Source organism: Paenibacillus sp. HB172176, from assembly GCF_011947265.1.
Lineage (GTDB): Bacteria > Bacillota > Bacilli > Paenibacillales > Paenibacillaceae > Pristimantibacillus.
On record NZ_JAATHD010000026.1, the window covers coordinates 62,231 to 86,171 of the forward strand.

A 23,941-nucleotide genomic window follows, 5' to 3' on the forward strand; every position below is an offset into this window, starting at 1 on the left:
CTACTCTAACGAACTTGCGTCTGTCGCATCCCGAAAACGTAATCCCTTCCACAAGCGATACATTGATAGACCTTTGTGCATGTTCATTTGATTCTGTCCCATAAAATAATCTTCAATAAAGTCTTCGTTCATATCCGTGGCCAGCTCACCTATATACATTTGCTTGCCCCCTTCATAAACTCGAATGGTCAGAGATCTCGCGGCTAAGCCTGAGGTTGGATGCCCCAAATCTCCCGCTTCCTCATCAATAACTTTCGACATGGCCAAATATAATTTCCCATTTCGATAGCTATACATGGTAAAGTCTCTATCGGACGAGAATCTGCCTTTAATACGCACATCCTGCTTATTCAACAGCTCGACACCATCTGCAAGAGAGACGCTTGCTACAGCCTGCACCCACTCTTCTTGCGTGGATTCGCTAGTTCGGAAGGATAGGTTGATCATCTGCGAATCCATATCGACATCGGCGTGATATTGTTCATTGACTCCTCTTGCGATTGCAGATCCCGCTTCCGAATCCTTTGAGCCTCCACGCACATATTCCCCAACAGCCGCCTCGCCCAGAAGCTCGCCGCTCTCACTGTCATAGCCCTGCACGATTACTTCCCCGTTCCTTGCCGCTATCAGCGCAAGCTTATTCCCGACTGCCTCCAGCCCCAGTACTTCCAGTCCCGTTCCCTTGTAGCTGTTGTTCCCCTCAAGATCCAGGCTTGCCAGCAGCCTCGATTCCTCGTCCGGCCGCTCCTCATCCCCTCCGTTGAAAAAACCTAATGTTTCATAAATGCCGCTAGTCCCGCTGTAATCCAAGGTAACGAGCGGCGTAAAATAGGCTTTCCCGCCGATAACGGCTAGGCCGTAGTTTGGCGTATTGCTATACGTATTTCCGGCTGTGGAGCTGATATTCAGCTTTAACTTCGATGATCCGATCATTCTTTGCTGCAAGTCATACTTGCCAATGGAGATTCGGTTAAAGGAAAAAGGCTCATCAATCACGGAATAGATAAAATCTCTAGCCTGAATGCTGTCGATAGGAAAACCGCTGCTAATCAGTTTCCCCGGCAAATAATAGCTCCGTACAGGCTTCGCATCCTCGTAAATTTTCGTCCGGCTCGACAACTTGCCCCCGCTAATCTCGAAAGCCGTCTCATGAAAGCCGTCGCCAAGGATGCCTTCCAAGACCACATCCTGCAAAGCAGAGCGGTCGCCTTCCATATCGCGCAAGGAGATGCGAATGTCGTCCTTCGCGGCATGAATCGAGTGGGATAACAGCGCAATAATCGTCGCACCAAATATCGCAAATGGAATTATGGCATGCTTTCTCGCAAATCGAATGAACATCGGTGAAACTCCCCTTCCTTACGCAATCGAGCCGCGTTTCATCAATCGAACGCCGTACCAGATAAAATAAGCTGAAATCGCGAGCAGTATAAAACTGCTCCGATACCAATCAAAGCCTGAATCGTACCAGCCGGGAATGGTCAACCGCTCTTTCACGACCCGCATCATGTAGAAGGCTGCAACGGCCAAAACCGCAAGCCCCCAATATTTCCTGCTGCGCTCACATAACACGCCATAATAGATTCCCGTCGTAATAAAGATGAACAGGCTTAGCGACGACATCAGCCCCTTCCAGGTCAGTGGAATAATGATTTGGAAGAAGGGGGAACGGACAACAGCCAGAAACCAGCCCTCATGCATAACCCCGACTCCATCGCTTAACGAAGCCGCCTTCGATGCCGCCAACTCGTAGCCGAGCCACATGCTAAGCCCCTCGCCTGCCCACAGAAGCAAGAAGCATAGCATGAAGGCCGCAAGCCTGCTGAAGTAGAGGCTCTCTCTTCGAACGGGAAGCGTGAGCAGCGTGTATACGCCTTTGTTGTTCCAATAGGCGGCATAGTGATGAAGCAAGAAAACGCCAATCATCGCTATCATGAACACACAGCTAAGCATCACGCTTCCTGACGATGCATATAGATTCTCAAAGCGTTCATACCTAGCCGCTCCCCGGCCTGTTTCTATCGAAATAAAGATAAGCGGCATCAGCGCCGCGGCAAGGCTTACCGCAAGCGCTCCTCTTGACATTCTTCTAAATTCATCATTCATTAATTTGTAAAAGGCTCTCATCCGCTTCCCTCCTTGTACTAGTGCATTAATACATAACAGTCATAGTCAATCCGCCGGACAACCGACTGCGCATCCGCATCAGTCCTCTCGTTCAAGTCCGTCAGCGCATTCAAGGCGAGTCATTCCCGTCTTTCCCAATGCTCGCTGATCAGATCCATAACCTTCTTGAATGACATATGCATATCCTTTGCCGAAGCAATAAAGTCGACGACGAGTCCGTGGGTCAATTCCTTCTCTATTCGGGCGACTGCGGCTTCGTCGAAGAAGATTACACTCCCTTGATTGCCGCTCGTATGCACGAAACCCTCGTCCTCCATTAGCTTGAATGCCTTCTGCACCGTATTCGGGTTCACGCCGAGCTGCGCGGCAATATCTCTACGGGACGGCAGTCGTTCTCCAGACGCCGCAATCCCCAGTACAATTTGTCGCTTCACGAAGTGCACGATCTGAATGTATACGGGCTCTTTGTTATTCAACATCAACTCATGGAAGCTAAGCAAATCATACTCACCGTCCTCATTCCATGTATTATATATATAATACGCGAGATTTGTAAAGAGCTCCTTTTGACTCCACATTTCGACATTTTTTTCGTATAATGAGAAGGACATGCAAGAAAGGAGCTGCTTGAACTTGCTCATGACAGAATCAAGCATTGCCAAGGCCAAAATGTTGAACCCGATCAACAAGCCGCAGCATGTGCCGCGGCCAAGATTAATGAATGTCTTGACCGATGCGGTTCAAGGGAAAATGACGGGGATATGCGCTCCTCCGGGATATGGCAAAACAACTCTTATAGCCGAATGGATTGCTGCCACGGACAAGCCGTGCTGTACGCTGACGCTGGATTCGATCGACAACGACGAATCCCGGTTTTGGCGCTACATGGCGCACTGCAGCGCCAGAGCGCTTAACCCTCCGGCACACGAAGCCGTGAACGCTCTTATTCAAAGCATGTCTTCGGTTTCAATCTTTACCTTTATCGATGCTCTCTTAAACGAACTTTATCAAATCGAAGAGGAAACCATTCTCATTCTTGATGATTTCCATCTCATTTATAACGAAAATCTGCATGAGCAGCTTATGTATTTCATTGATTATTTGCCGGAAAAGCTGCATCTCATCATCGCCAGCCGTTCCGCTCTGCCCTTCTCGACATTGAAGTGGAGGCTGAAGGCGGAAGCGATAGAGCTGGAGGCAGAGAAGCTCATGTTCACAACGGAGGAGGCTCTTCGCTTCTTCGAGAATTCAATTGACCCTCCTCCATCCATCGAGCAAACCGAGCAGTTGCTTGTACGAACGGAAGGCTGGATTACGGGTCTTCAGCTCGCCATGCTCAGTCTGCAAGCCGGCCATAGCTTCTCTCAGCTTCTGCCGAGCTTTACGGGAGATCATCGGCATGTCGCCGATTATTTGTTCCATGAGGTATTAACGAAGCTGCAGGAGAATACGCGCAGCTTTCTCATGCAGACATCGATTCTGAGCCGGATGGATGCGACTCTGTGCAATGAATTGCTGGGACGCGAAGACAGCGCCGCAATGCTGAACACGATTAAGCAGTTAAATCTGTTCCTTCTGCCTCTCGACGAACAGAATCATTCGTATCGATATCATAAGCTGTTCGGCGAATATATGTCGGCGGAGCTGAAGAGAGAGAATCTCCCCAGATGGCTGGAGCTACATCAGAAGGCCGTTAATTGTCTAAGCGCGAGGGGACAGCTGCCCGAGGCGATCGAGCATGCCGCGGCAGCGGGAAATTTTCCGCAGTTGGAACAAATGCTGGAGCAGCAGGTGTATATTTCTCTCCAGGAAGGCGAGCTGGCTCTGCTGCTTCGATGGTTTGATTATTTTCCGGAAGCCTATACGGTCTCGCCCGAGCTCGCCATTATTCATGTGTTCATCCTTCTGCTGAAGGATCAGACCGTGAAAGCGGAGACGATCGTGCAGCAAGTAGAGGCGGCGTTGCCCTCCATACAGCCCCAGGAGCGGAATCGGGAAATTCAGAGCGGACTGCTGTTCGTGCGCTCCAATCTCGTTTTCAAAAGCGGGGAGTTCGAGAAATGGGTGGCTTTCAGCGATTTCTTCCTTGATCGGATTTTGCCTAAGAACGCGCTCTTCTATAATTTCAATTACAATCAGAGCGAGCTGTTCGTGCGCCGCACCTCCATGGGCATGAAAGGCGTGCTGTCCTCCCATACGGAGCAGATTGCGAAGCTGTTCACCGGCGTTCTTCAGTCGCATGGCTGGGAGCATTCGCTAATCAATCTCTACGTCAAGCAATCGCTTGCGGAAGGCTATTACGAATGGAACAGGCTTAGCGACAGCGTCGAAATTCTGAACGAAACCGCGGCGGCCATCACAGAACGGAAGGTTCCCGGCCTGCTTGTCCCGCATCTGCTGTGCAAAGCGCTCCGACATGCGGCAACCAGCGATTACACACTCGCGCATCACTATGCCGAAGAAGCTTTCGTTCACGTTCGCGAGCTCGCTGATGCCAACTGGCAGAATCAAATCCGCGCATTCAGGCTTCGATTGCTGCTTCGTGAGGGCAGAATAAGCGAGGCGAAGCTGGAGGGGGAACTTTTGCCAGTCGGAAGCAAAGACAAGCCGGTATTTAATAGGGAATATGTCTTTCTCTCCTATATTCGTCTCCTCGGCAAGCAGCGGAAGCAGAAGGACGCGCTTCAATTGCTGGCTCATATGAAGCCGCTCGCCCAGCGGGAGGGAATGCTGTCAAGCATTATGGAAATCGCCATGCTGCAAGCCTTGCTGGAGCATCAGCAAGGCCATACGGAGCTGTCATTCCGCAGCTTGCAGGAGGCGCTCGCTGTCGGAGAGTCATTTCAATATATTCGTTCCTTCGTCGACGAAGGAGAAGCTATGCATGATTTATTGTCGCTCTATCTGACAAGGGAGAATCAGCTTGGGTCTTCCGTTGACAACGACAAATCCCAATATGTGAAAAAGCTGCTTGCAGCCTTTCCCGTCCTGCATCAGGACGCTCCCGCCAAGAATCCGAAAGCTTTGCCCGAGCCGCTGAACCAAAGCGAACTGGAGCTGCTGCGGCAGCTTAGGCGGGGAGCCTCGAACAGACAAATTGCGCAGGCTCTCACCTTATCGGAAGGTACCGTCAAGGTTTATCTCTCAAGGCTGTATAACAAGCTTCAAGTCACTTCCCGAACGCAAGCCTTGCTCATTGCCCAGGAAATGAAGCTGCTGCAGCAATAATCATCCCTGCAGCAGCTCTTTTTTGTGCCAACCGGCCTCTCACGCTTCCAGACTGATCGGCTATTCCCATACATGTTCCGCAATCGTCATTTCCCTGAACCTGCGCTCGTTCTTGCGCGAGCCAAATGCCGATCCACATGCTTCGCCAGCTGTGCGACATTCGTCGCCTCGTAATGCGGCGCATGTCCAGTGCCAGGAGCCGCCTCCCGATGATTGAACCATATGACCGACCAGCCTGCATTCAAGCCTCCAATTACATCATTACGCCATGAATCACCGATATAGAGACAATTTTCGGCGCTTGTACCCGTTGCTTCGTTAACCGCTCTGAAGAAGCGGGGGTCCGGCTTATCCCAGCCGGCTTCGCCTGAGATGAACAGAAGCTCCTTCCCCATGAACGCTTCGAGCTGCATCGCGGCGATTTTCATGCGTTGATGCGAGGACTCTCCATTTGTGATCAAACCTGTGATATGCCCTTCATGCTGAAGCTTCAGAATCAATTCCTTCATGCCGTCGAACATCGCAATATCGAATTGGCAAGCCAGGTAGGACGCTTGCGCAGCTTTGGCAGCGTCTTCTTTCAGTTTGATTCCGAAATCCGCAAGCGTGAGCTGAAATCTTCTCCATCTCATCGCTTCCGCCGCCGCTCCTTGCCCCATCGCGCCGGCTCCTCCAAGCTCCTCTGAGAGCTTATCGCTGTAATAACGCATGCGATGATACGCTTCTTGGTAGGGAAAATCGCCGATTCCGGCAGTCCATGCTTGGATCGCCCTCCGGAAAGGAAGCAAATGATCGTACAACGTGTCATCCATATCAAAAAAAATCGCTTGTTTCATTTCGCACAAATCCTGTTCTGTATAGTGATTTGATGATGACGATGATGATGCGCGAAGAACCTTCCTTCTCACAGGCTATGCCGACATCCTCATCGTTCCTGTCATGCTGTTGAATACCGTGCCTTCACGGAATACCGTACGGTTTGCAAAGCCGCCAATTGCGCGGACTGCCATAGCGGAAGCTTGATTAAGCTGCATTAATGCGACAAATCGCTCCGCATCTCCATCCTCATAAGCCTGAGCGAGCTCTCGCAGCATGCGGTGCTCCTTCTCGAATGCAGTAGTGGATGCTTCACTTGCCCGAAGCGCCTCCCCGTCTACCGCAGCCTCCGCTGCCCCCTGATTCGACGACAACTCCTCGCGCACCTTGAGAATCGCTTTTCGCGCCCGGTGGTGAGCCGCTTTCACCGCTCCCTCGCTCGCGGCAAGCAGCGCTGCCGTTTCCAGAATCGTATATCCCATGGCGTCGCGAAGGACGAATACCGCGCATTGCGGCGGAGTGAGATGCTTCAGCAGCAATTCGAATACAGCGTCAAGCTCCAGACTGCTGCTCTCCGTCGTGGAATCGGCTATCGGCAGATTATGATTTCTTAGCCTTTGCGCAACATTTTTTCGGCAAGTGTCGATCCAGCTATTCTTCGCGATGCGAAGCAAGAAGGCCTCCGGATTCGCATGCCCCTGCACCCCAAGCTTACGAAGCCCCTTGGCCCAAGCTTCTTGCGCCAAGTCCTCCGCATCCCAATTAGAGCCCGTTAAACTCAGGCAATAGCGCAGCAATGACAATTGCAGATTTCTCAAGTCCAGCATGCTCTCCTTCAACATCCATTCATTCAATTCGCAACACCCCCTTAATAAAGGAAACGAATAGCTCCCCCAGAAAGATACGCGCTTCAAACTATTTTTCAATTGCTCTATTCGCGTATCCTCAGACGCATCGACTTCGTTTACCTAGCGTAACACAAATCAAACCTTTATGGAGGGATTTCCAATGAACATTCCAGTTCCTTATGTTGTCGAGCAAACCAATCGCGGCGAAAGATCGTATGACATTTATTCGCGATTATTGAAGGATCGCATCGTCTTCATTGGCTCGGAGATCAATGACGTCGTCGCGAACAGCGTTATCGCCCAGCTCTTGTTTCTGACTGCGGACGATTCGGAGAAGGATATTCATATGTATATTAACAGTCCTGGAGGATCTGTCACTGCGGGACTCGCCATCTATGACACCATGCAATATGTCAATCCGCAAATTACGACGATTTGCACGGGCTTCGCCGCCTCCTTCGGTGCCATATTATTGCTCGCCGGCGAGAAGGGCAAACGCTACGCGTTGCCGAACAGCGAAATTATGATTCATCAGCCCCATGGCGGCGTAAGAGGGCAGGCAAGCGACATCGCGATCAACGCGCAGCAAATTCTCAAATCGAGAGCGAAACTGAATCAAATTACGGCCGACCGCACCGGACAACCGCTTGAGCGCGTTGAGAAGGACATGGATCGCGACTATTATATGTCGGCCGAGGAAGCGCTCGCTTACGGCGTAATAGATAAAGTGATTACGAAGCTGTAAACGCAGCAGTACGACACGCAAGTGCATTCCCGCGCGACCTAACACAACTTGCACGGCTTCTTGCACTCTGCGCGACTTTACACAACTTGCACTGCATCTTGCTGCGCTTATGCTGGAAAAACTCCAGTTCATTTCACAAAAAACGACGAAATTCAATAATGTACTGGAAATCCTCCTGCTTATTCTGCCGTAATCCCGTCCAGGGTCACTCATACATGAAATAAGCGGGAGTTTTTCCATCATATCTCACTATCAAGGCATTTCTTTCGTAATATGATGGAGAAATTCCAATAGATGCAGCGGCATAAGCGAAACGAAATAAGGCAGCTAGGCAAGTAGGTTGTTTCGTTGGTTGGCTCGTTGGTTGGCTCGTTGGTTGGCTCGTTGGTTGGCTCGTTGGTTGGCTCGTTGGTTGGCTCGTTGGTTGGCTCGTTTTGGTTCGTTGATTATTTCGTTGGTTGGTTCGTTGGTTGGCTCGTTGGTGGCTCGTTGGTGGCTCGTTCGTTGGTTCGTTGGTTCGTTGACAGGTTGCAGGCAGCCTGTAACAAACAAAAAAGCTGTCCGCCTCGCACACATGCTGCGATAGCGGACAGCCAGACTTTCTGCTTATTGCAACGAACGAGAACTCAGACGCTGAGCCTTATCCCTTTCTCGGTTTCTCGCTGCTTCCCTACACCATAACCTTGCAAATATCATTCGTGAATTCAACCGGATCCTGGATCGTCAGGCCTTCAATCAGCAACGCTTGGTTGTACAGCAGCTGCGTATAGAGATTGAACTTCTCCTTGTCCGAGCCGAATGCCGCCTTCAAGGATTGGAACACATCGTGGTTAACGTTGATCTCCAGCACCTTGTCGGCCTTCACGTTGTTATTGTCCGGCATCATCGCGAGAATCTTCTCCATCTCGATGGAAAGCTCGCCTTCCGCGGACAGACATACAGGGTGGCTCTTCAGACGCTTCGATGCCTTGACCGCCTTCACCTTGCCCTCAAGCAGCGCGCCCATGCCCTCGAGCAGCTCCTTGTTCTCGTTCTCTTCCGCTTCGGTCGGCTTATCCTTCTCATCCTCTTCGATGCCAAGATCGCCGCTGGAAACGGATTTAAATTCCTTCTCCTTGTAATTCGCGATCATCTTGATAGCAAACTCGTCGATATCGTCGGTCAGATACAGAATTTCGTAGCCTTTATCGGATACGAGCTCGATCTGCGGCAACCGCTCAATGCGCTCCACCGAGCTGCCTGTTGCATAATAGATGAACTTCTGATCCTCAGGCATACGGGATACATATTCGTCCAGGCTGACTTGCTTCTTCTCCTTGGAGGAGGTGAAGAGCAACAGGTCCTGCAGATCTCCCTTGTGCATGCCGTATTCATTATAGACGCCGAATTTCAGCTGGCGGCCGAACGCCCCATAGAACTTCTCATATTGCTCGCGCTCGTCCTTCATCATGCCTTGCAGCAAGCTCTTGATCTTATTCTTGATATTCTTCGCAATCAGCTTGAGCTGCCGGTCATGCTGCAACAGCTCTCTGGAGATATTCAGAGACAGATCCTCCGAATCGACCATGCCTTTCACGAAGCTGAAGTAATCCGGCAGCAGGTCGCCGCATTTTTCCATGATCAGCACGCCGTTGGAATAGAGCTCCAGCCCCTTCTCGTATTCCTTCGTATAATAATCGAACGGCGTATTCTCCGGAATGAACAGAATCGCGTTGTAGACGACGGCGCCGTCTGCGCTAATATGAACATGCTTGAGCGGCTTGTCGAAGCCGTAACGCTTGTCCATATAGAAGGCGTTATAATCCTCCTCCGTCAGCTCGTTCTTGTTGCGGCGCCAGATCGGCACCATCGAGTTGACCGTTTGTTCCTCCACGACATCCTCGAGCTCGTCCTCGCTGCCTTCAACCGGACGCTGGCTCTTCATATCCATCTTGATCGGATAACGGATGAAATCGGAATATTTCTTCACGAGCGCCTTCAGACGATATTCCTCCAGGAACTCGTCGTATTGCTCGTCTTCCGTATTCTCCTTGATCTTGAGCACGATTTCCGTACCGACGGTTTCCTTCTCCGCCGTCGTAATCGAATATCCGTCCGCGCCTTCGGATACCCAACGATAAGCCTCTTCGCTGCCCAGCGCGCGCGTCGTTACCGTCACTTCATCCGCCACCATGAACGCGGAATAGAAGCCGACGCCGAATTGACCGATAATATTATGGCCGTCCTTCGCTTCATTGTCCTTCTTGAACGCGAGTGAGCCGCTCTTCGCGATAACGCCGAGATTGTTCTCAAGCTCTTCCTGCGACATGCCGATACCGGTGTCGGCAATGGTCAAGACACGATTCGCTTTATCCGCGGTTACTTTAATATAATAATCCTCTTTGTTGAATACGAGAGAATCATCCGACAATGCCTTGTAATAAATCTTGTCGATCGCGTCGCTAGCGTTCGAGATCAGCTCTCTCAGGAAAATTTCCTTCTGCGTATAGATGGAGTTGATCATCATCTCCAGCAAACGTTTCGATTCCGCTTTAAATTGCTTTTTTGCCATGAATAAAAAATCTCCTCTCAAATTGAAATGCGATGTTTCACTCACTTTATTTTAGCACTCATTATGTCTGAGTGCTAATACTTCTTTTTATATACCATATTGGCAAATTTGCTGTCAACTCTTCTATGCCAATCTGCCAGAAATCGTTATCGCTTCTCCAGAATAATCCGTTCTCTTCACTTGTTCTTTATGCGATATAGAAGAAGGAGCCTAAGCAGCATGCCGCCACGGCTCCTTCCTGTGAAAACACTATACCGAAATACTGCGTTCCTCGAATACTCGCCTTACGACGCCAAGCGCGCCAAGCGCCTTGGGGAAGCCCGCGTACGGCAAGCAATGCATAATCGCTTCAACAACCTCGTTCGGAGTAAGTCCCGCGTTCAGAGCGGCATGAATGTGGAAGTCCAGTTGCCCCTCCGCTCCCTGCGTCACCAACGATGCAATGGTCATGAGCGAACGCTGCTTGAGATTCAATCCCGGACGTGAGTAGATCGAACCAAATGGGAATTCGACAATAAGCTTGGCCAGATCCGGATTGAATTTCTTCACGCCTTCAACCGTCTGCTCCAGAATATCCGGACTCACCATCTTGTTAAGCGTTTCTATGCCTTTCTCGTAAGCCTTAGAATCCATATGTATGACCTCCTTGATGCGAATCAGTTATTATCTATCCAATTAGTCCATGCTTAATAATCGGGTTAGAATCGGCGGTATTTCTTCAGGATCGACCATGACCTCAATCACAGTCGCCACCTTCGATTGAAGTGCGGTTTGTACGGCGTTAATAATATCCAAGGTATGATGGCATCGATGCGCTGCCGCTCCCATAGAGCCGGCGAATTGACTGACATTCAGCGGATATTCATACACGGCTCCAACCGAACGCCCCGTATTATAGGACATGCCTTTGTCCACCATATCCAATCTTCCATTATTCAGTACGAAGAAGATAACCGGCGCGCCATGGTTCACGGCTGTCGAGATCTCCGTGCCATGCATCAGCATGCAGCCATCGCCCGTAATGCATACAATCGGTCGATCCGGACAGGCAATCTTCGCTCCAATCGAGCAACCTATCGCAGCCCCCATCGCAATGAACACTTCGTCGAAATAGAAGCTCTCCGCCTCCACAATATCGAGATTCTGAACGGCATGGAAGGAATGGCTTCCCGCATCTCCGAAGAACCACGCATTATCCGGCAATGCCGAGCGCAACGCTTTGAACGCATCGCCCGCACTGAGCGGTTGCTCCGAATCCGCAGTCGCTTCGAATCCCGGGATGGGAAGCAGCTCATACTCCTGCTCTCTTGGCTTTGCGCCGGCCGCTTCGATGACGCGCTTCAAATTGGCTTTCATATCGCCCAGAACAATGGAAGTCGGCACCTGCACCGATTTCCCCGCAAACGTAAGATCATATTCGAATTGCAGCATCGCCTTCGGCTTCATCTCGTCCGTAAAGCCCGACAAGGACATATCGCACAGCTTGCTTCCGACAACAATCATGAGATCAACGCCCGATCGTATGTACTCCATGGCATGCTTGGAGCTTCCAAGCCCGTAACCGCCCAGATTAAGCGGATGATTCGTCGGGAAGGCTCCCTTGCCCCCGGGCGCCGTGACGATCGGAATTCGCCAATGCTCGGCAATCACTCGCAGCTCCTCATAGGTCTCATTCATGATCGCGCCTTTCCCCAGGAAGAATACCGGACGCTTCGCTTCATCCAGAAGCTTGACCGCATGGGAGACGTCTTCGCTCACAAGCTTGGTTGCATAGGTCGGCAATGGAATATGAAATTCTTCAATCTCTTCCATGAGCACATCGAATGGCAGGCAGAGATGAACCGGGCCCTTCTCCCCCGTATACGCTTTTTCAATCGCATGCCGCAAATATAAGGGAAGCAATTCCCCGCGCTCAACCCTGGCGCTGAACAGAGTAACCGGCTCGAACATCTTCACAAGATCCGTCCCGAATTGACTTGAATCCTGACTCAACGCTCTGCCCGTGTCCACCATGGAAGGCTGTCCGGTGATGAACAGCACTGGCAATTGAAACTCCCTTGCCTGTCCTGCTGCCGTAATCATGTTGGTGCCGCCCGGGCCCGAGGTTCCGATCGCCACTCCGAGCGTCTTGCTGCCAAGCGCATAACCGGTTGCCTCGAAGCCGCAGCCGTTCTCATGTCTGCCCAGCACATATTCAATCTCTTGCGTTTCAAGCTCCAGCATCAATGGCGATATCGATTTGCCTGGTATTCCGAATACATGAGTGACGCCCCAATTTCGTAAATGCTCTACAATTATGGAATATACTTTTTTTCTCATCATATCTCCTCATCATGATCTTTGATTTCAACTAATGGTCCAAAAGTAATTGATCCAACTGATCCGCAGGCATGGGCTTGTGATAGAAATAACCTTGCACCTCGCGACATTTCAGGCGCTTCAAATAATTGAGCTGATCTTCCGTCTCAACACCCTCTGCAATGACGTCAATACCCAGGTTGTAAGCCATCGCGATAATCGTCGAAACGATATCTGCGTCGATGACATCCGTCATAATATCCCGTATGAAGGATTGGTCGATCTTCAAGCGATCAATTGAGAAGAGCTTCATGTAGTAGAGATTGCTGTAGCCTGTTCCGAAATCATCAATGCAAATTTTGATCCCCAGATTTTTCAATGCTCCCAGGACTTCAACCGCGAAATCAACATCCATCGTCATGGATTCTGTAATCTCCAGTTCAAGCAAGCGCGGATCATGTCCGGTTTCAATGAGTATCGAATGTACAATTTCTGCCAAATCACGTTTAAGAAACTGTCTCGTTGAGAGATTGACGGAGATCTTCATAGGCTTATGCCCCTCTTCGATCCATTTCTGGTTTTGCTTGCATGCGGTTCGCAGTACCCACTCCCCGATCGGCACAATGAGGCCGGTTTCTTCAGCGATGGGAATGAACTTTGAGGGCGGGATGATGCCGAGAGTAGGATGATTCCAACGAATTAACGCCTCTGTTCCAATAATATTGCCAGTCTCCACATCAATCTGCGGCTGGTAATGAAGAACAAATTCGTTGTTTTGCAGGCCTTTGCGGATGGAGCTCTCCAGTGTCAGCTGCTCCAGGCCGATACTGGATTTGGCTGCCTTGTATATCGCGTAATTGTTCTTGCCGGAATCCTTGGCGAGATACATGGCAATATCCGCATGCTTCATCAATGTCTCTGCATCCGTTCCGTCATGAGGATAGAACGCAATCCCTATGCTTGCGGTGATGTAGAATTCATAGTCATCAACCTCAAATGGTACTTCGAACGCTTTAATAACCTCCTCCGCTACATGCAATACCTCGCTTTGCGAAGCGATCTCCTTCAATAGGATCGTGAATTCGTCTCCTCCCATGCGGGATACGATTTGCTTCGATGAACGGCAGCAATTTTTGAGCCGGCTTGCTACCAGCTTTAAGAGCGTATCCCCGTTATTATGGCCCAGGTTATCATTGATTTTCTTGAAGCTGTCGAGATCAAGAAACATCATGGCGAATGGATTCTGCTCCGTTCCCGGAACCTCCAGCAATTTAGCCAAGTGCTGTGTGAAGAATCGACGATTCGGCAGACCGGTGAGATCGTCATGATAGGCCAAGTGATTAATTTGCTTCTCCGCCTTCGATCGTTCCGTAATGTCCCTGAATTGCGCGAACGCGCCCATAATGACTTTATTCTCGTCATAGATGGGGAAGGCGTCGAACAAACACACGAGCTTCTCATCCTGGTTTTGCTGCTTGATGCTTAGCTCCATATCCTCGTACACAATGCCATGATGAAGCACTTCGTTGATATAATGGCTGACCTTCAGCTCGGCTATCGATTTGTGCAGTACTTCCTGCTTCTTCAAATCCGTAATGTATTCCGCAAATTGGTTGTATTCCGTAATTTTTCCATCCTTGTCCGTAATAATGATGCCGTTACGCGTTGTTTCGATAACGACTTGATTCAGAAGATGCAATCTTCTATTCTGCTTCTTCAGCAGAAGCTCTCTCTCAATCGAATCGACAACGGTGCACAGCATCGCAAGCAGAAATGGATTATGCTGATCAATGGTAGTCATAATTGTTATTGTACCCAGCAAATTGTTGATGTCTGTATATTGGAATGGCACAGAGTAACAAGCGCTCATCTCGAGAAATCGATAATAATGATCCTTGCCGATTAGCTGGAATGGCTCTCTATGTTCAAGCGCCAGATTAATGCTGTTCGTTCCCGCTTCTTCTTCCATAAATACCAGGCCAACCTGAATGCCGGATTGACTGACGATATTCTTAATGGCTTCGTCACCCGCCATCTTGAGTATGCAGCCCTTCTCATCCGAGATCAGAATGAGCAGCGGCAGCCCTTTCATCAATTCAAGCATGCGGTGAACGAAGAAATCGATGACCGAAATAATCTCTTCGTATTCAGATCGTTTCTTCTTCAGTTCTTCCTCGGAGAACACCGTAGAAAAGCTCGGGACTGCGCTCGGATCAATCCCCATTGTTTCACATCTGGCTTTCGATTCATGAATCCACATTTCGTTGTTCATTATGCCCCTCATTTCTGGCAATTCATCCGCATATAAAATCAAAAAAAGCCAGCAAAAGAGACTATTCACAGGTAGTCGTTCTAGCTGACGAGTTTTCAAACCTTATATTCACCTTCTATTCTACTGTAGTACGCTATAACGTTCAACATTAATCTGCGGAAAAAGGAAGAAAAACAGACTTTTTTGCAGAAAAAGCCCCTTTAATAGGCAAGAGATGCCACTTGTTCCTGAAATTTCGCAATAGTATTTTCAACTTTTTCCACTTCTACGAATATGAAATCAGGCTCATAGCGCGAGCTCAATAAAGAACGCTGAAGAAGGGCACAACTTATGCATGCTCTTCGCGTTTTAACTATGATACGATAGTTCTGCGACATTATCATGCAAAACCCGACATCGGGAATTGCTATTGATCAGGGAGTGCTGCATTTTGCAAACCAATTTAACTGCCTACCTTTCGTTGCTAGCCACTTCCGGCGTTGTAAATATCTTTCTATGTCTATATGCTTATTATCGCCGACGGGAATTTCCGGAATCCCGTATTCTTGTCTTATTGACCGCCGTGCAATCGGTCTATATATTCGCCTTTGCCCTAGAGCTTGCCAGCAGCTCGCTCGATGAGATCAAGAGATGGACTGTCGTCGAATACATCGGCATTGCCTTCGCTCCTGTATTCGGTCTGAAGCTCGTGCTTCGTTATATCGGAAGGTCTGTTTCATCCTTCCTTTCTCGAGCAATGTTCCTTATTCCTTGCATCACCGTAGTCCTTGTCGCGACGAATGATCATCATCATCTCTTCTACAAATCTGTCTATCTGAGAGATGACAGCAATACGCCGCTCGCCGATGTCGTGATCGGCCAATGGTATATTGTACACGGAGCCTATACATTCGGCTGTCTGCTGGCCAGCGCGATCCTGCTCCTCACCCAGTGGAATGGCACTCGGAGGGAATATCGCGTTCAGCTCTTCACGCTGTTTATCGGACAATGCCTGCCGATGATTGGGGCTTTCGTCTATTTGATGGGCGCCACTCCGAAGGGGATGGATCCCGTTCCATTCCTGCTTTGCATCACCTCTGCCTTGTATCTGTGGGCCATTCGCTCCACGCATATGCTTATTGTCGCGCCAATCGCGAAGGACAGTATCTTCGAGAGCATGCGGGAAGGCGTTATTGTGCTGGACTCGACGCAGAAGCTGATTGACTATAACCGCGCGGCCAAAGCCATGCTTCCCACGCTTAGAAAAACGCTGTTTGGAAGGGAAATCGGCGGGGTATGGAAGGAGCTTACCGGCAGCGCAATACCCGATTTGCTGCTGACGGAAGACAGTCCGGTCGAGATCTATTACGGACACGGCATGAAGAAATCCGTCTACCAGCTTAGACTTTCGAAGGTTCGCGGAAGAAGAGGCGAGCACGCCGGCGACTTGCTTATGTTCATCGATGTAACCGAGCAGAAGAGGCTGCAGGAGCAGCTTACCCGAATGGCCTATTACGATGGCCTGACCGGCATCTTGAATCGCGCTCAATTCATCATTCGATGCAAGGCGATGCTAGAGAAATCGAAATATAACCCAAAAAACAGCACGATAGCGGCCGCGCTGTTCGACATCGATCATTTCAAGCAATTCAACGATACCTATGGACATGAGACCGGGGACGCCGTGCTGCTGCATGCGGTCAAGCTCTGTCAGTCCATACTGGAGGAATCTATGCTGTTCGCCCGTTACGGCGGCGAAGAATTCATTATTGCGCTGGAGACCGCGACTTTGTCAGAGGCGGCTAAGCTCGCCGAACGCATAAGATGTACTTTGGCGTCGAATCCTTTCCAGTCTCCGCTGAACGGCCCATTGACTGTAACGGCCAGCTTCGGCGTTGCGGCAGCCTCAAGCGAAGGGGAAACGCTCGAGAGCTTGCTGCGTCATGCCGATGCGGCTCTATACGAGGCGAAGCGCTCCGGGAGAAATCAAGTCAAATTATACGCTCATACTTCCATACACTCATGGAATCCGCCTCCTTCCCCTTGAAGCCGAAAGCCGACTGTCATTCTTGCGCGTATACCAGCAATTGACTTCCTCCCTCCAGATTCGGAGGGATCTGGAACGCAGTGTACAAAAAAGGGGCTCGCATCGATTGCGAGCGCCCGTGATGGCATTAAGCTTATGAGAAGGGATAGACCCAGAACCGTTCCACTCCAAAACGCTCCTTCAGTTCCTTGGAAATGCCTGCTTCAGACAACCCAGGCACCTGAAACTGGGAGCGATGCGCGCGAATCGAGCCAATCTTCTGCTCCAAATAATCCGCTACATCATAGAGGATTGTCGGCTTCCCAATCGCCGCTTCATGATCCTTCGCAAAAGCGATGCAATGTACGGGAGGCCTCTTCGACCTCGGCAGTCTGCCTACTGTGCGAACGACCGCCTCTCCTGTCGCATCATGGTCGGGATGCACGCTGTAGCCAGGATAGAAGGTAATAATCAGGCTTGGCTCAATTTCCTCGATCAAAGAATTAATTTTCTCGTCCAGCAGCTCCTGATCCTCGAATTCGATTGTTTTATCATGAAAGCCGAGCAGCCGAAGATCTTGTATGCCGATAATTCTGCAAGATTCCTCCAGCTCTTTCTTCCGAATTTCAGGAAGGGTGATGCGGTTAGCAAAAGGCGGCACGCCCATGTTGCGCCCCATCTCGCCCAAGGTCAGGCAGGCATAAGTAACATGCGCGCCTTCCGCGATAGACTTGGCCAATATGCCTGAAATGCCGAATGCTTCATCGTCCGGATGAGGCAGTATGACTAATATTTTCTGATCCATTACATGCTCATTCCCTTCGTTCTGGCGTTTAGAATGGCAGCTTGCTGAGCTGCAGAGCAACCACAAGCTTGCCGTCCCGATCATGTCCCGCCATTATGATTCTCTCCTGCTCCGTCTCTTCCATATGAGTCAGACCTTCGCAATAGACCCAGCCCTGCTCCATCTTGAGGCCAACTCTGAATGGACCGTTCCCGGCGATCGAGCCTTCGGAATAGCGAATCCTCGCATTCGTAATGAATGTCGCCGCGGGATGCTTCGTGCTGTCGTGATGGGCCGCGTACGCTCCCGTCGTCATTTCCAGATGAATGTATAACTCCTCATTCTTGAAGCTGTCCAATCTATCTTGCGTTTCCTTAATATGAATCGGCTGCATAGGATACCTCCTCGTCTGTTCATTGATCAGCTTCTATTATCGCACAGGATTGCCGTATTCAACAACTTGCCTCCTTCCCCGCGTCGACTCTCTCCCAGGCCGGCATTAGAATCATTCTGAATTCTTTTCAAATATGCGCCGATCTTTCACAAAGTTGCGAATAAGACAATTCGCGAGATGGGATTAGTGCAGCAATGCGGGCATTGTTCACTACATTTCCTGCTTCATCCCTTTTAAGATAAGGTTGTACGATTACAATTTATACAAGAAGGAGGCAGTAGCCAAGTCAAACGCAGCTCCAAAAAAACGAAGGAGGAAAATAATCATGGAAGCGTTATCAATTTGGCGCAATCGCCAAGCTTACATCGTTTTGCTGTTGTTCACGCTCCTCTTCTCACTCCTGTCATCGCCAAGAATCGCCCATGCAGCAAGCGTAACCATTCCAACCGGGGTGCAGCTGTTCGACAGCTCGGATGACCTGATTCAAGCACATGGAGCGGGTATGATCAAGGTTGGAAGCTACTACTATATGTATGGAGAGAATCGGAATCCCGATTGGACCTTCAAGGCGGTGTCCATGTACCGCTCCACCGATCTCAAAAACTGGGAATTCGTGAACGACGTACTGACAAGCAGCTCAGACTCGGACCTGAATGTGTCCAATATCGAACGTCCGAAAATTATCTATAACAGCTCAACGGGGAAATATGTGCTGTGGGCGCATAAGGAGAATGGCGTCGATTATGGAGACGCCGAGGTCATGGTCGCCTCCTCAAGCACCGTCGATGGCAACTATACGTATCACGGAAGCTTCCGGCCGCTTGGCTATGATTCCCGCGACATGACGGTGTACAACGACAACGGCACGGCCTATCTCATCTCGGCGACAAGCGTGAACGCCGATATGAATATTTATAAGCTCAGCTCCGACTTTCTCAGTGTCGATTCGCTTGTAACGACGTTATGGGCAGGCTCCTACAGGGAAGCTCCCGCCATGTTCAAGCGGGGCAGCGTCTACTTCCTGGTCACCTCCGGCGCGACCGGCTGGGATCCGAATCAAGCCAAATATGCGACGGCAACCGATATTGAAGGCACCTGGTCCGGTCTTAGCAATTTCGGCAATGGAACGACCTATGACTCGCAATCCACGTATGTCATCCCCATCGAGGGCTCCTCGACGACCTCCTACTTGTATATGGGAGACCGCTGGGCTGGCGCATGGGGCGGACCGGTGAATGATTCGAGATACATTTGGCTGCCGCTCTCCTTCCCTTCAAGCACCTCCTTGTCCATGAGCTATTACGACAAGGTGTCGATCGATACCTCGACAGGCGTCGTGACCGGCTCCAATCATGCATTCGCCTCCGGCGCCGATTATGAACTAACCAATCGCAACAGCGGCAAGTCTCTGGCGGTTGGAGGAACGGATAAATCGGCAAGCGGCGCTTCCATCGTGCAGGAGACGGATTCCGGTCAGGACTATCAGCGCTGGAGCCTTGTGAACAAGGGCAACGGCTATTACAGCATCATCAATGCTGACAGCGGCAAATATATGGATATATCCGGGGAATCAACCGCCGACGAAGCGCATGACATTCAGTGGACGTCGACCGGAGGGCAGAATCAGGAATGGAATATGATTGACAACGGCAACGGCTATTTCTCCATCGAGAATCGCAACAGCCGCAAAATGCTGGAAATAGAAAGTGCCTCCACCAGCAGCGACGCCATCGTCGTCCAGAGCTCGCCGGATTGGTCGTATAATCAGGAATTCCAGATAACGACCGATCAAACCGTCCAGACGAATGTCGCCTTGAACAAAGCTGTGACCTACTCCTCTCAGCAATCCGGCAACGAGGCGTCGCATATCGTGGATGGATCAACTTCAACCAGGTGGTCCGCGCAGAATTACCCGCAGTGGGTTCGAATCGATCTGGGCCAGACCTATGCCATCGACAAAACGGAGCTGGTGCCTTATATGGATCGCGCGTACCAATATAAAATCGAGGTGTCGACGAATGGCTCAAGCTATACGACAATCGTGGATCGCACTTCGAATACGACCGGCGGGTCGTTATTGTCGGACAGCTTCGCAGCAGTCAATGCGAGATATGTACGGCTGACGGTGACGGGGGCATACAATTATACCGGAGGCTGGGCCAGTGCCTTGGAATTCAGAGTGTTCGAAGAGTAACTGAGCTTGAGAACAGGATAGTAAATGTGAACAAGGCTCTCCGGGAGGCCGCCAATGACCTTTCGGAGAGCCTTGTTCATTCGTTCCTTGCGCTTAGCTCAAGCTTGTTGGATGACTTGTCTCTGTCTTACCACTCCGCCACGGAGCCGTCCGAATGACGCCAGATCGGATTTCTCCAGCGGTGACCTGTCTCAGCCATCTTCCTGACGTACTCCTCATTGATCTCAATGCCGAGACCGGGACCTTGCGGAATCGTTACATGGCCGTCCCGATAAGCGAATACGGAAGCATCCACAATATAGTCAAGCAAGTCATTGCCTTGATTATAATGAATGCCGAGGCTTTGCTCTTGTATAACGGCATTATACGACGTTGCGTCCACTTGCAGACAGGCTGCCAGAGCGATCGGACCTAGCGGGCAATGCGGAGCCAGCGCCACGTCGTAGGCCTCCGCCATGGAAGCGATTTTCTTGCATTCCGTGATGCCGCCCGCATGCGAGAGATCCGGTTGGATAATATCCGCATAGCCCTCCTGCAGCAGCGTCTTGAAATCCCAGCGCGAGAACATCCGCTCACCCATCGCGATCGGCGTTGCGGTATGCGCCGCAATATCCCTAAGCGCCTCAATATGCTCCGACAGCACCGGCTCCTCGATAAACATCAGACGGTAGGGCTCAAGCTCCTTGGCCAGTACCTTCGCCATTGGCTTATGGACCCGTCCGTGGAAGTCGATGCCGATCCCGAAATGGGAGCCGCAAGCTTCGCGAACCGCTGCGACACGCTCGAGCACGCTGTCGATTTTTTCGTAGGAATCGATATATTGCAATTCCTCGGTCGCGTTCATCTTGACAGCGGCAAATCCCGCTTCCTTCTTGCTAAGCGCATCCATGCCGACATCGCTCGGTCGATCGCCGCCTACCCAGGAATAGATCTTCATCGAATCCCGGCAAGCTCCTCCAAGTAATTGATAGATTGGCGCGTTATAATATTTGCCTTTAATATCCCACAACGCTTGATCGATGCCCGAGATGGCGCTCATCAAGATGGGGCCTCCGCGATAGAAGCTGGCCCTGTACATGACTTGCCAATGATCCTCGATGCGCAACGGATCCTTGCCGATCAAGTTATCCATCAACTCCGAAACAGCGGTTCTCACCGTCTCGGCTTTTCCCTCCACGACGGGCTCACCCCATCCGACAATGCCTTCATCCGTTACAATTTTCAAGAACAACCAACGAGGCGGCACGATAAAGGTCTCAAAGCTTGCAATCTTCAATAGCCTTCTCTCCCTTGTCTTTTCTTTGACTTGCTCCCGACATCTATTGCGAGAATACACACGTCTATAGTATAATTCTTTTTAAGAAATGAGGAAACGCTTTCTAGGAAACATTTGCTTGATGAATGTCGGGGTATGGCGCAGCCTGGTAGCGCGCACCCTTGGGGTGGGTGAGGTCGCTGGTTCGAATCCAGTTACTCCGATTTTTCTTATCAAAGTTAGTTTTACGGCGCTTTTGAACTGATAAAAAGTTTTAGAGTCTATGCTGGAAACTTTTTCATTGAGCGAGACCCTTACACACATGGAACTAACCTTCATGTGAGGAGTGGTCTTTTTGTTGTTGAAATGGAGCATTAAAATGTTGATGGATCATCGAAAATTGGGCAATCTGTCTAAACACACTATTCATAGATATACACGAACAATTGCTGAACTCCACCAGTTTTGCGTTTCACAGGAAATTCTAAACGTTTAGGAAGTTGCCAATATTCAGATAAAACAATATTTGCAGCACTGTCAAACTGCTTTGAAATACACTTTCTTGTTAGACGCTTACCTTTAGTGTCTTCCATCCGAGGAAGGTAGCTGCCTCATCTTTCGTTCAAGCTAATCGATTCTATTCTGCAGTCACTCCGCTGAATTGGGTAAAGAAAAACCGCCGTTGATGGCGGTTGTGAAGTTAATTGAAATTAATCTCATTCATTTAATTTACTAATATAGTCTTCGATCATTGTCATATATTTTACCCTATCTTTTTTATACTCTGTTTTAATTGTTTCCATTTTCCCTTTGAATTCTTTCTCATTAATTTCATTTTTTAATAAGGATAATTTAGCTTTTGCTATATCTCTATCCAGAACCAGGAATCCAAATGTAAGTAAAGCCAATTCGACTTTTGCCTGTGCAGAGACATCACTATCAAGTTCCACTTTACGGCTATCTATTCCTTGAAGTATTAGCTTGTCGTAATAATTTATATTTTGGACAAGTTCCTTTAAATATTTCGCATCTTGCTTATCACCTAATTGATCAATTTTAGAATTTAATTCAACCAATTTATCTTTCTCACCACAAGCATTTAATATTAGAGAGAAAATAAGTATCAAAATTAAAATAGATGATTTTTTGCTCATGACTCCACCTGCTCAACTTTAAAATTTACATTAATTTTAGAGTAAATCAATAATGAAGATGCGATAATTGAACTTATTACTCCTGTCATTATAAATCCTAATCCTCGCACTCCAATAATAATATAATTATAGGCATCTCCACCTACTACATGACCAAAAGTGCTCCCATCATTAAAAATATCATCTGGATCATAATCTCCATAAGTAAACATTACAATAAAACCTGTTACTACTAGTACTGCAGAAGCAACATAGAAAGTCACACTTAAATTTCTTAGCATCTCAACATTCCCCCTATTCAAATTGTCATTTGCTATGTTAGCACAAATGTCGAAATAGGTATGTCGAACTATGTCGGAACGAGAAAAATATTTGTTCAGTGGTCTCATTGTCCTATTTACACGATTTTTCAATTTTTATTTTTAATGTGAAAGCCAGCTTACTAAAAATTAAAGAAGCCCCCTTCCAGAAGGATGGGGGCTCGATCATTAAGAGGAAATAATGTGATATAATCAGCAACACAAGCTTTTATAGAGTTGATCAGGCTCTATATTATAAGATGGCGACATTTGTACTTTTAATCGAATCCTTTAACTTTCCTTCAAGCTCCTTAGCCAGGCCTGGCAAGCATATCCTCAATAAATGCTTTATCGCCAAAATCGTCAATCGTAAACATGCCTTTTAGCGTTAAAATCATTCCGTCATCTGCTCGATAGAAATAAATCGAATCAATTAATGATTCATTCTGTCCCAGGTCTCGAATGAATTCTGAAGGCTCGAAAACTGATTTATACGTGTTGTCACGCTGACTTCTGTCGAAAAAATTGGAAATTTCCGGGGAGCTCTGAATCTCCTTAATGATATAAAAATCAATTGCTCTAAGAGCGTTATCGATGGTAGCTGCTGCTTGTTGCACGGATACTTCATTGGACCTCACGACTGCTTCCCGATTCATTTCGCTAATGGCCATGAAAGCAATTAGAACAATAACCGAAGTCGTAATGAAAAAGATCGGCACATAACTATATAAGTTGAACTAAAGTATTAGAAAACTATGGTAAGGAAATTGCGACCTGCTTGTCGAATAAGTAAGGAAACTTATTCGGACAGGTTGGGATACAGATGGAACAGAACAAATCGTTAGAAGAAGTTACACAAGCCATGAAGCAAGAAAAAAAACGCCGCATGTATGAACGTTATCAAACCGTGTACTTACATCTCAAAGGGAAGCTTGTCACGGAGATTGCACAGACTCTGAATCGCAGCAAGG

Annotated in this window: 20 protein-coding genes and 1 tRNA gene; 6 read left to right on the plus strand and 15 right to left on the minus strand. The window is 49.1% G+C overall.

Annotation, left to right across the window (positions count from 1 at the left end):
• The 3 genes from HFP08_RS24315 to HFP08_RS24325 form a co-directional block, all read right to left on the minus strand.
• Positions 1–1,341, minus strand: a complete 1,341-nt coding sequence (locus HFP08_RS24315; protein ID WP_168123223.1) for a hypothetical protein — start codon at positions 1,339–1,341, stop codon at positions 1–3.
• A gap of 18 nt (positions 1,342–1,359) precedes the next feature.
• A complete protein-coding gene (locus HFP08_RS24320; protein WP_168123224.1) occupies positions 1,360–2,127 on the minus strand; it encodes an ABC transporter permease in 768 nt (255 codons plus the stop codon).
• Between the two features lie 119 nt (positions 2,128–2,246).
• Positions 2,247–2,606, minus strand: coding sequence for a GntR family transcriptional regulator (locus HFP08_RS24325; RefSeq protein ID WP_240941826.1), 360 nt, complete (start codon positions 2,604–2,606; stop codon positions 2,247–2,249).
• Positions 2,607–2,766: 160 nt separating this feature from the next.
• Between HFP08_RS24325 and HFP08_RS24330 the strand changes: the two genes are divergently transcribed.
• On the plus strand, positions 2,767–5,355 hold the full coding sequence (locus tag HFP08_RS24330; RefSeq protein WP_240941831.1) for a winged helix-turn-helix domain-containing protein: 2,589 nt from the start codon (positions 2,767–2,769) through the stop codon (positions 5,353–5,355).
• Positions 5,356–5,441: 86 nt separating this feature from the next.
• Here the strand turns inward: HFP08_RS24330 and HFP08_RS24335 are convergent, their stop codons facing one another.
• Both HFP08_RS24335 and HFP08_RS24340 read right to left on the minus strand, forming a co-directional pair.
• Positions 5,442–6,191, minus strand: a complete 750-nt coding sequence (locus tag HFP08_RS24335; RefSeq protein WP_168123226.1) for an HAD family hydrolase — start codon at positions 6,189–6,191, stop codon at positions 5,442–5,444.
• 75 nt (positions 6,192–6,266) lie between these two features.
• Positions 6,267–7,025: an RNA polymerase sigma factor gene (locus tag HFP08_RS24340; RefSeq protein WP_168123227.1), complete on the minus strand. Its 759-nt coding sequence runs from the start codon at positions 7,023–7,025 to the stop codon at positions 6,267–6,269.
• Positions 7,026–7,179: 154 nt separating this feature from the next.
• Here HFP08_RS24340 and clpP point away from each other — a divergent pair, with 154 nt between their 5' ends.
• Positions 7,180–7,764: an ATP-dependent Clp endopeptidase proteolytic subunit ClpP gene (clpP, locus tag HFP08_RS24345; RefSeq protein ID WP_168123228.1), complete on the plus strand. Its 585-nt coding sequence runs from the start codon at positions 7,180–7,182 to the stop codon at positions 7,762–7,764.
• Positions 7,765–8,124: 360 nt separating this feature from the next.
• A complete protein-coding gene (locus HFP08_RS29785; protein ID WP_481856606.1) occupies positions 8,125–8,445 on the plus strand; it encodes a hypothetical protein in 321 nt (106 codons plus the stop codon).
• Here the strand turns inward: HFP08_RS29785 and htpG are convergent.
• From htpG to HFP08_RS24370, 4 genes are all read right to left on the minus strand, one after another.
• Entirely contained in the window at positions 8,435–10,315 is a 1,881-nt protein-coding gene (gene htpG, locus HFP08_RS24355) for a molecular chaperone HtpG (protein ID WP_168123229.1), read from the minus strand. The genes HFP08_RS29785 and htpG overlap by 11 nt on opposite strands.
• A 249-nt stretch (positions 10,316–10,564) precedes the next feature.
• Positions 10,565–10,948 (minus strand): carboxymuconolactone decarboxylase family protein, encoded by a 384-nt coding sequence (locus tag HFP08_RS24360; RefSeq protein ID WP_168123230.1) that lies wholly within the window; start codon positions 10,946–10,948, stop codon positions 10,565–10,567.
• Between the two features lie 42 nt (positions 10,949–10,990).
• A complete protein-coding gene (locus tag HFP08_RS24365; RefSeq protein ID WP_168123231.1) occupies positions 10,991–12,634 on the minus strand; it encodes a thiamine pyrophosphate-binding protein in 1,644 nt (547 codons plus the stop codon).
• Between the two features lie 31 nt (positions 12,635–12,665).
• Positions 12,666–14,885, minus strand: coding sequence for an EAL domain-containing protein (locus HFP08_RS24370; protein ID WP_240941829.1), 2,220 nt, complete (start codon positions 14,883–14,885; stop codon positions 12,666–12,668).
• A 430-nt stretch (positions 14,886–15,315) separates the two neighbouring features.
• On the opposite strand from HFP08_RS24370, the gene HFP08_RS24375 reads away from it, so the two are divergent.
• On the plus strand, positions 15,316–16,911 hold the full coding sequence (locus HFP08_RS24375; RefSeq protein WP_168123233.1) for a histidine kinase N-terminal 7TM domain-containing diguanylate cyclase: 1,596 nt from the start codon (positions 15,316–15,318) through the stop codon (positions 16,909–16,911).
• Between the two features lie 133 nt (positions 16,912–17,044).
• On the opposite strand, the gene bshB2 is transcribed toward HFP08_RS24375, so the two are convergent.
• Positions 17,045–17,695, minus strand: a complete 651-nt coding sequence (gene bshB2, locus HFP08_RS24380) for a bacillithiol biosynthesis deacetylase BshB2 (RefSeq protein WP_168123234.1) — start codon at positions 17,693–17,695, stop codon at positions 17,045–17,047.
• Positions 17,696–17,723: 28 nt separating this feature from the next.
• Positions 17,724–18,068, minus strand: coding sequence for a YojF family protein (locus tag HFP08_RS24385; protein ID WP_168123235.1), 345 nt, complete (start codon positions 18,066–18,068; stop codon positions 17,724–17,726).
• A gap of 325 nt (positions 18,069–18,393) precedes the next feature.
• Here HFP08_RS24385 and HFP08_RS24390 point away from each other — a divergent pair, with 325 nt between their 5' ends.
• On the plus strand, positions 18,394–20,262 hold the full coding sequence (locus HFP08_RS24390; protein ID WP_168123236.1) for an RICIN domain-containing protein: 1,869 nt from the start codon (positions 18,394–18,396) through the stop codon (positions 20,260–20,262).
• 127 nt (positions 20,263–20,389) lie between these two features.
• Here HFP08_RS24390 and dgoD read toward each other — a convergent pair whose 3' ends face one another.
• Positions 20,390–21,538, minus strand: a complete 1,149-nt coding sequence (dgoD, locus tag HFP08_RS24395; protein WP_168123237.1) for a galactonate dehydratase — start codon at positions 21,536–21,538, stop codon at positions 20,390–20,392.
• A 129-nt stretch (positions 21,539–21,667) separates the two neighbouring features.
• Here dgoD and HFP08_RS24400 point away from each other — a divergent pair.
• Positions 21,668–21,741, plus strand: a tRNA-Pro gene (locus HFP08_RS24400).
• Positions 21,742–22,233: 492 nt separating this feature from the next.
• On the opposite strand, the gene HFP08_RS24405 is transcribed toward HFP08_RS24400, so the two are convergent.
• The 3 genes from HFP08_RS24405 to HFP08_RS24415 all read right to left on the minus strand — a co-directional run bounded on the left by HFP08_RS24405 (position 22,234) and on the right by HFP08_RS24415 (position 23,608).
• Entirely contained in the window at positions 22,234–22,671 is a 438-nt protein-coding gene (locus HFP08_RS24405; protein WP_168123238.1) for a hypothetical protein, read from the minus strand.
• Positions 22,668–22,952, minus strand: coding sequence for a hypothetical protein (locus HFP08_RS24410; RefSeq protein ID WP_168123239.1), 285 nt, complete (start codon positions 22,950–22,952; stop codon positions 22,668–22,670). Before HFP08_RS24410 ends, HFP08_RS24405 begins: the two co-directional genes overlap by 4 nt.
• A gap of 329 nt (positions 22,953–23,281) precedes the next feature.
• Entirely contained in the window at positions 23,282–23,608 is a 327-nt protein-coding gene (locus HFP08_RS24415; RefSeq protein ID WP_168123240.1) for a hypothetical protein, read from the minus strand.
• Between the last annotated feature and the right edge of the window lie 333 nt (positions 23,609–23,941).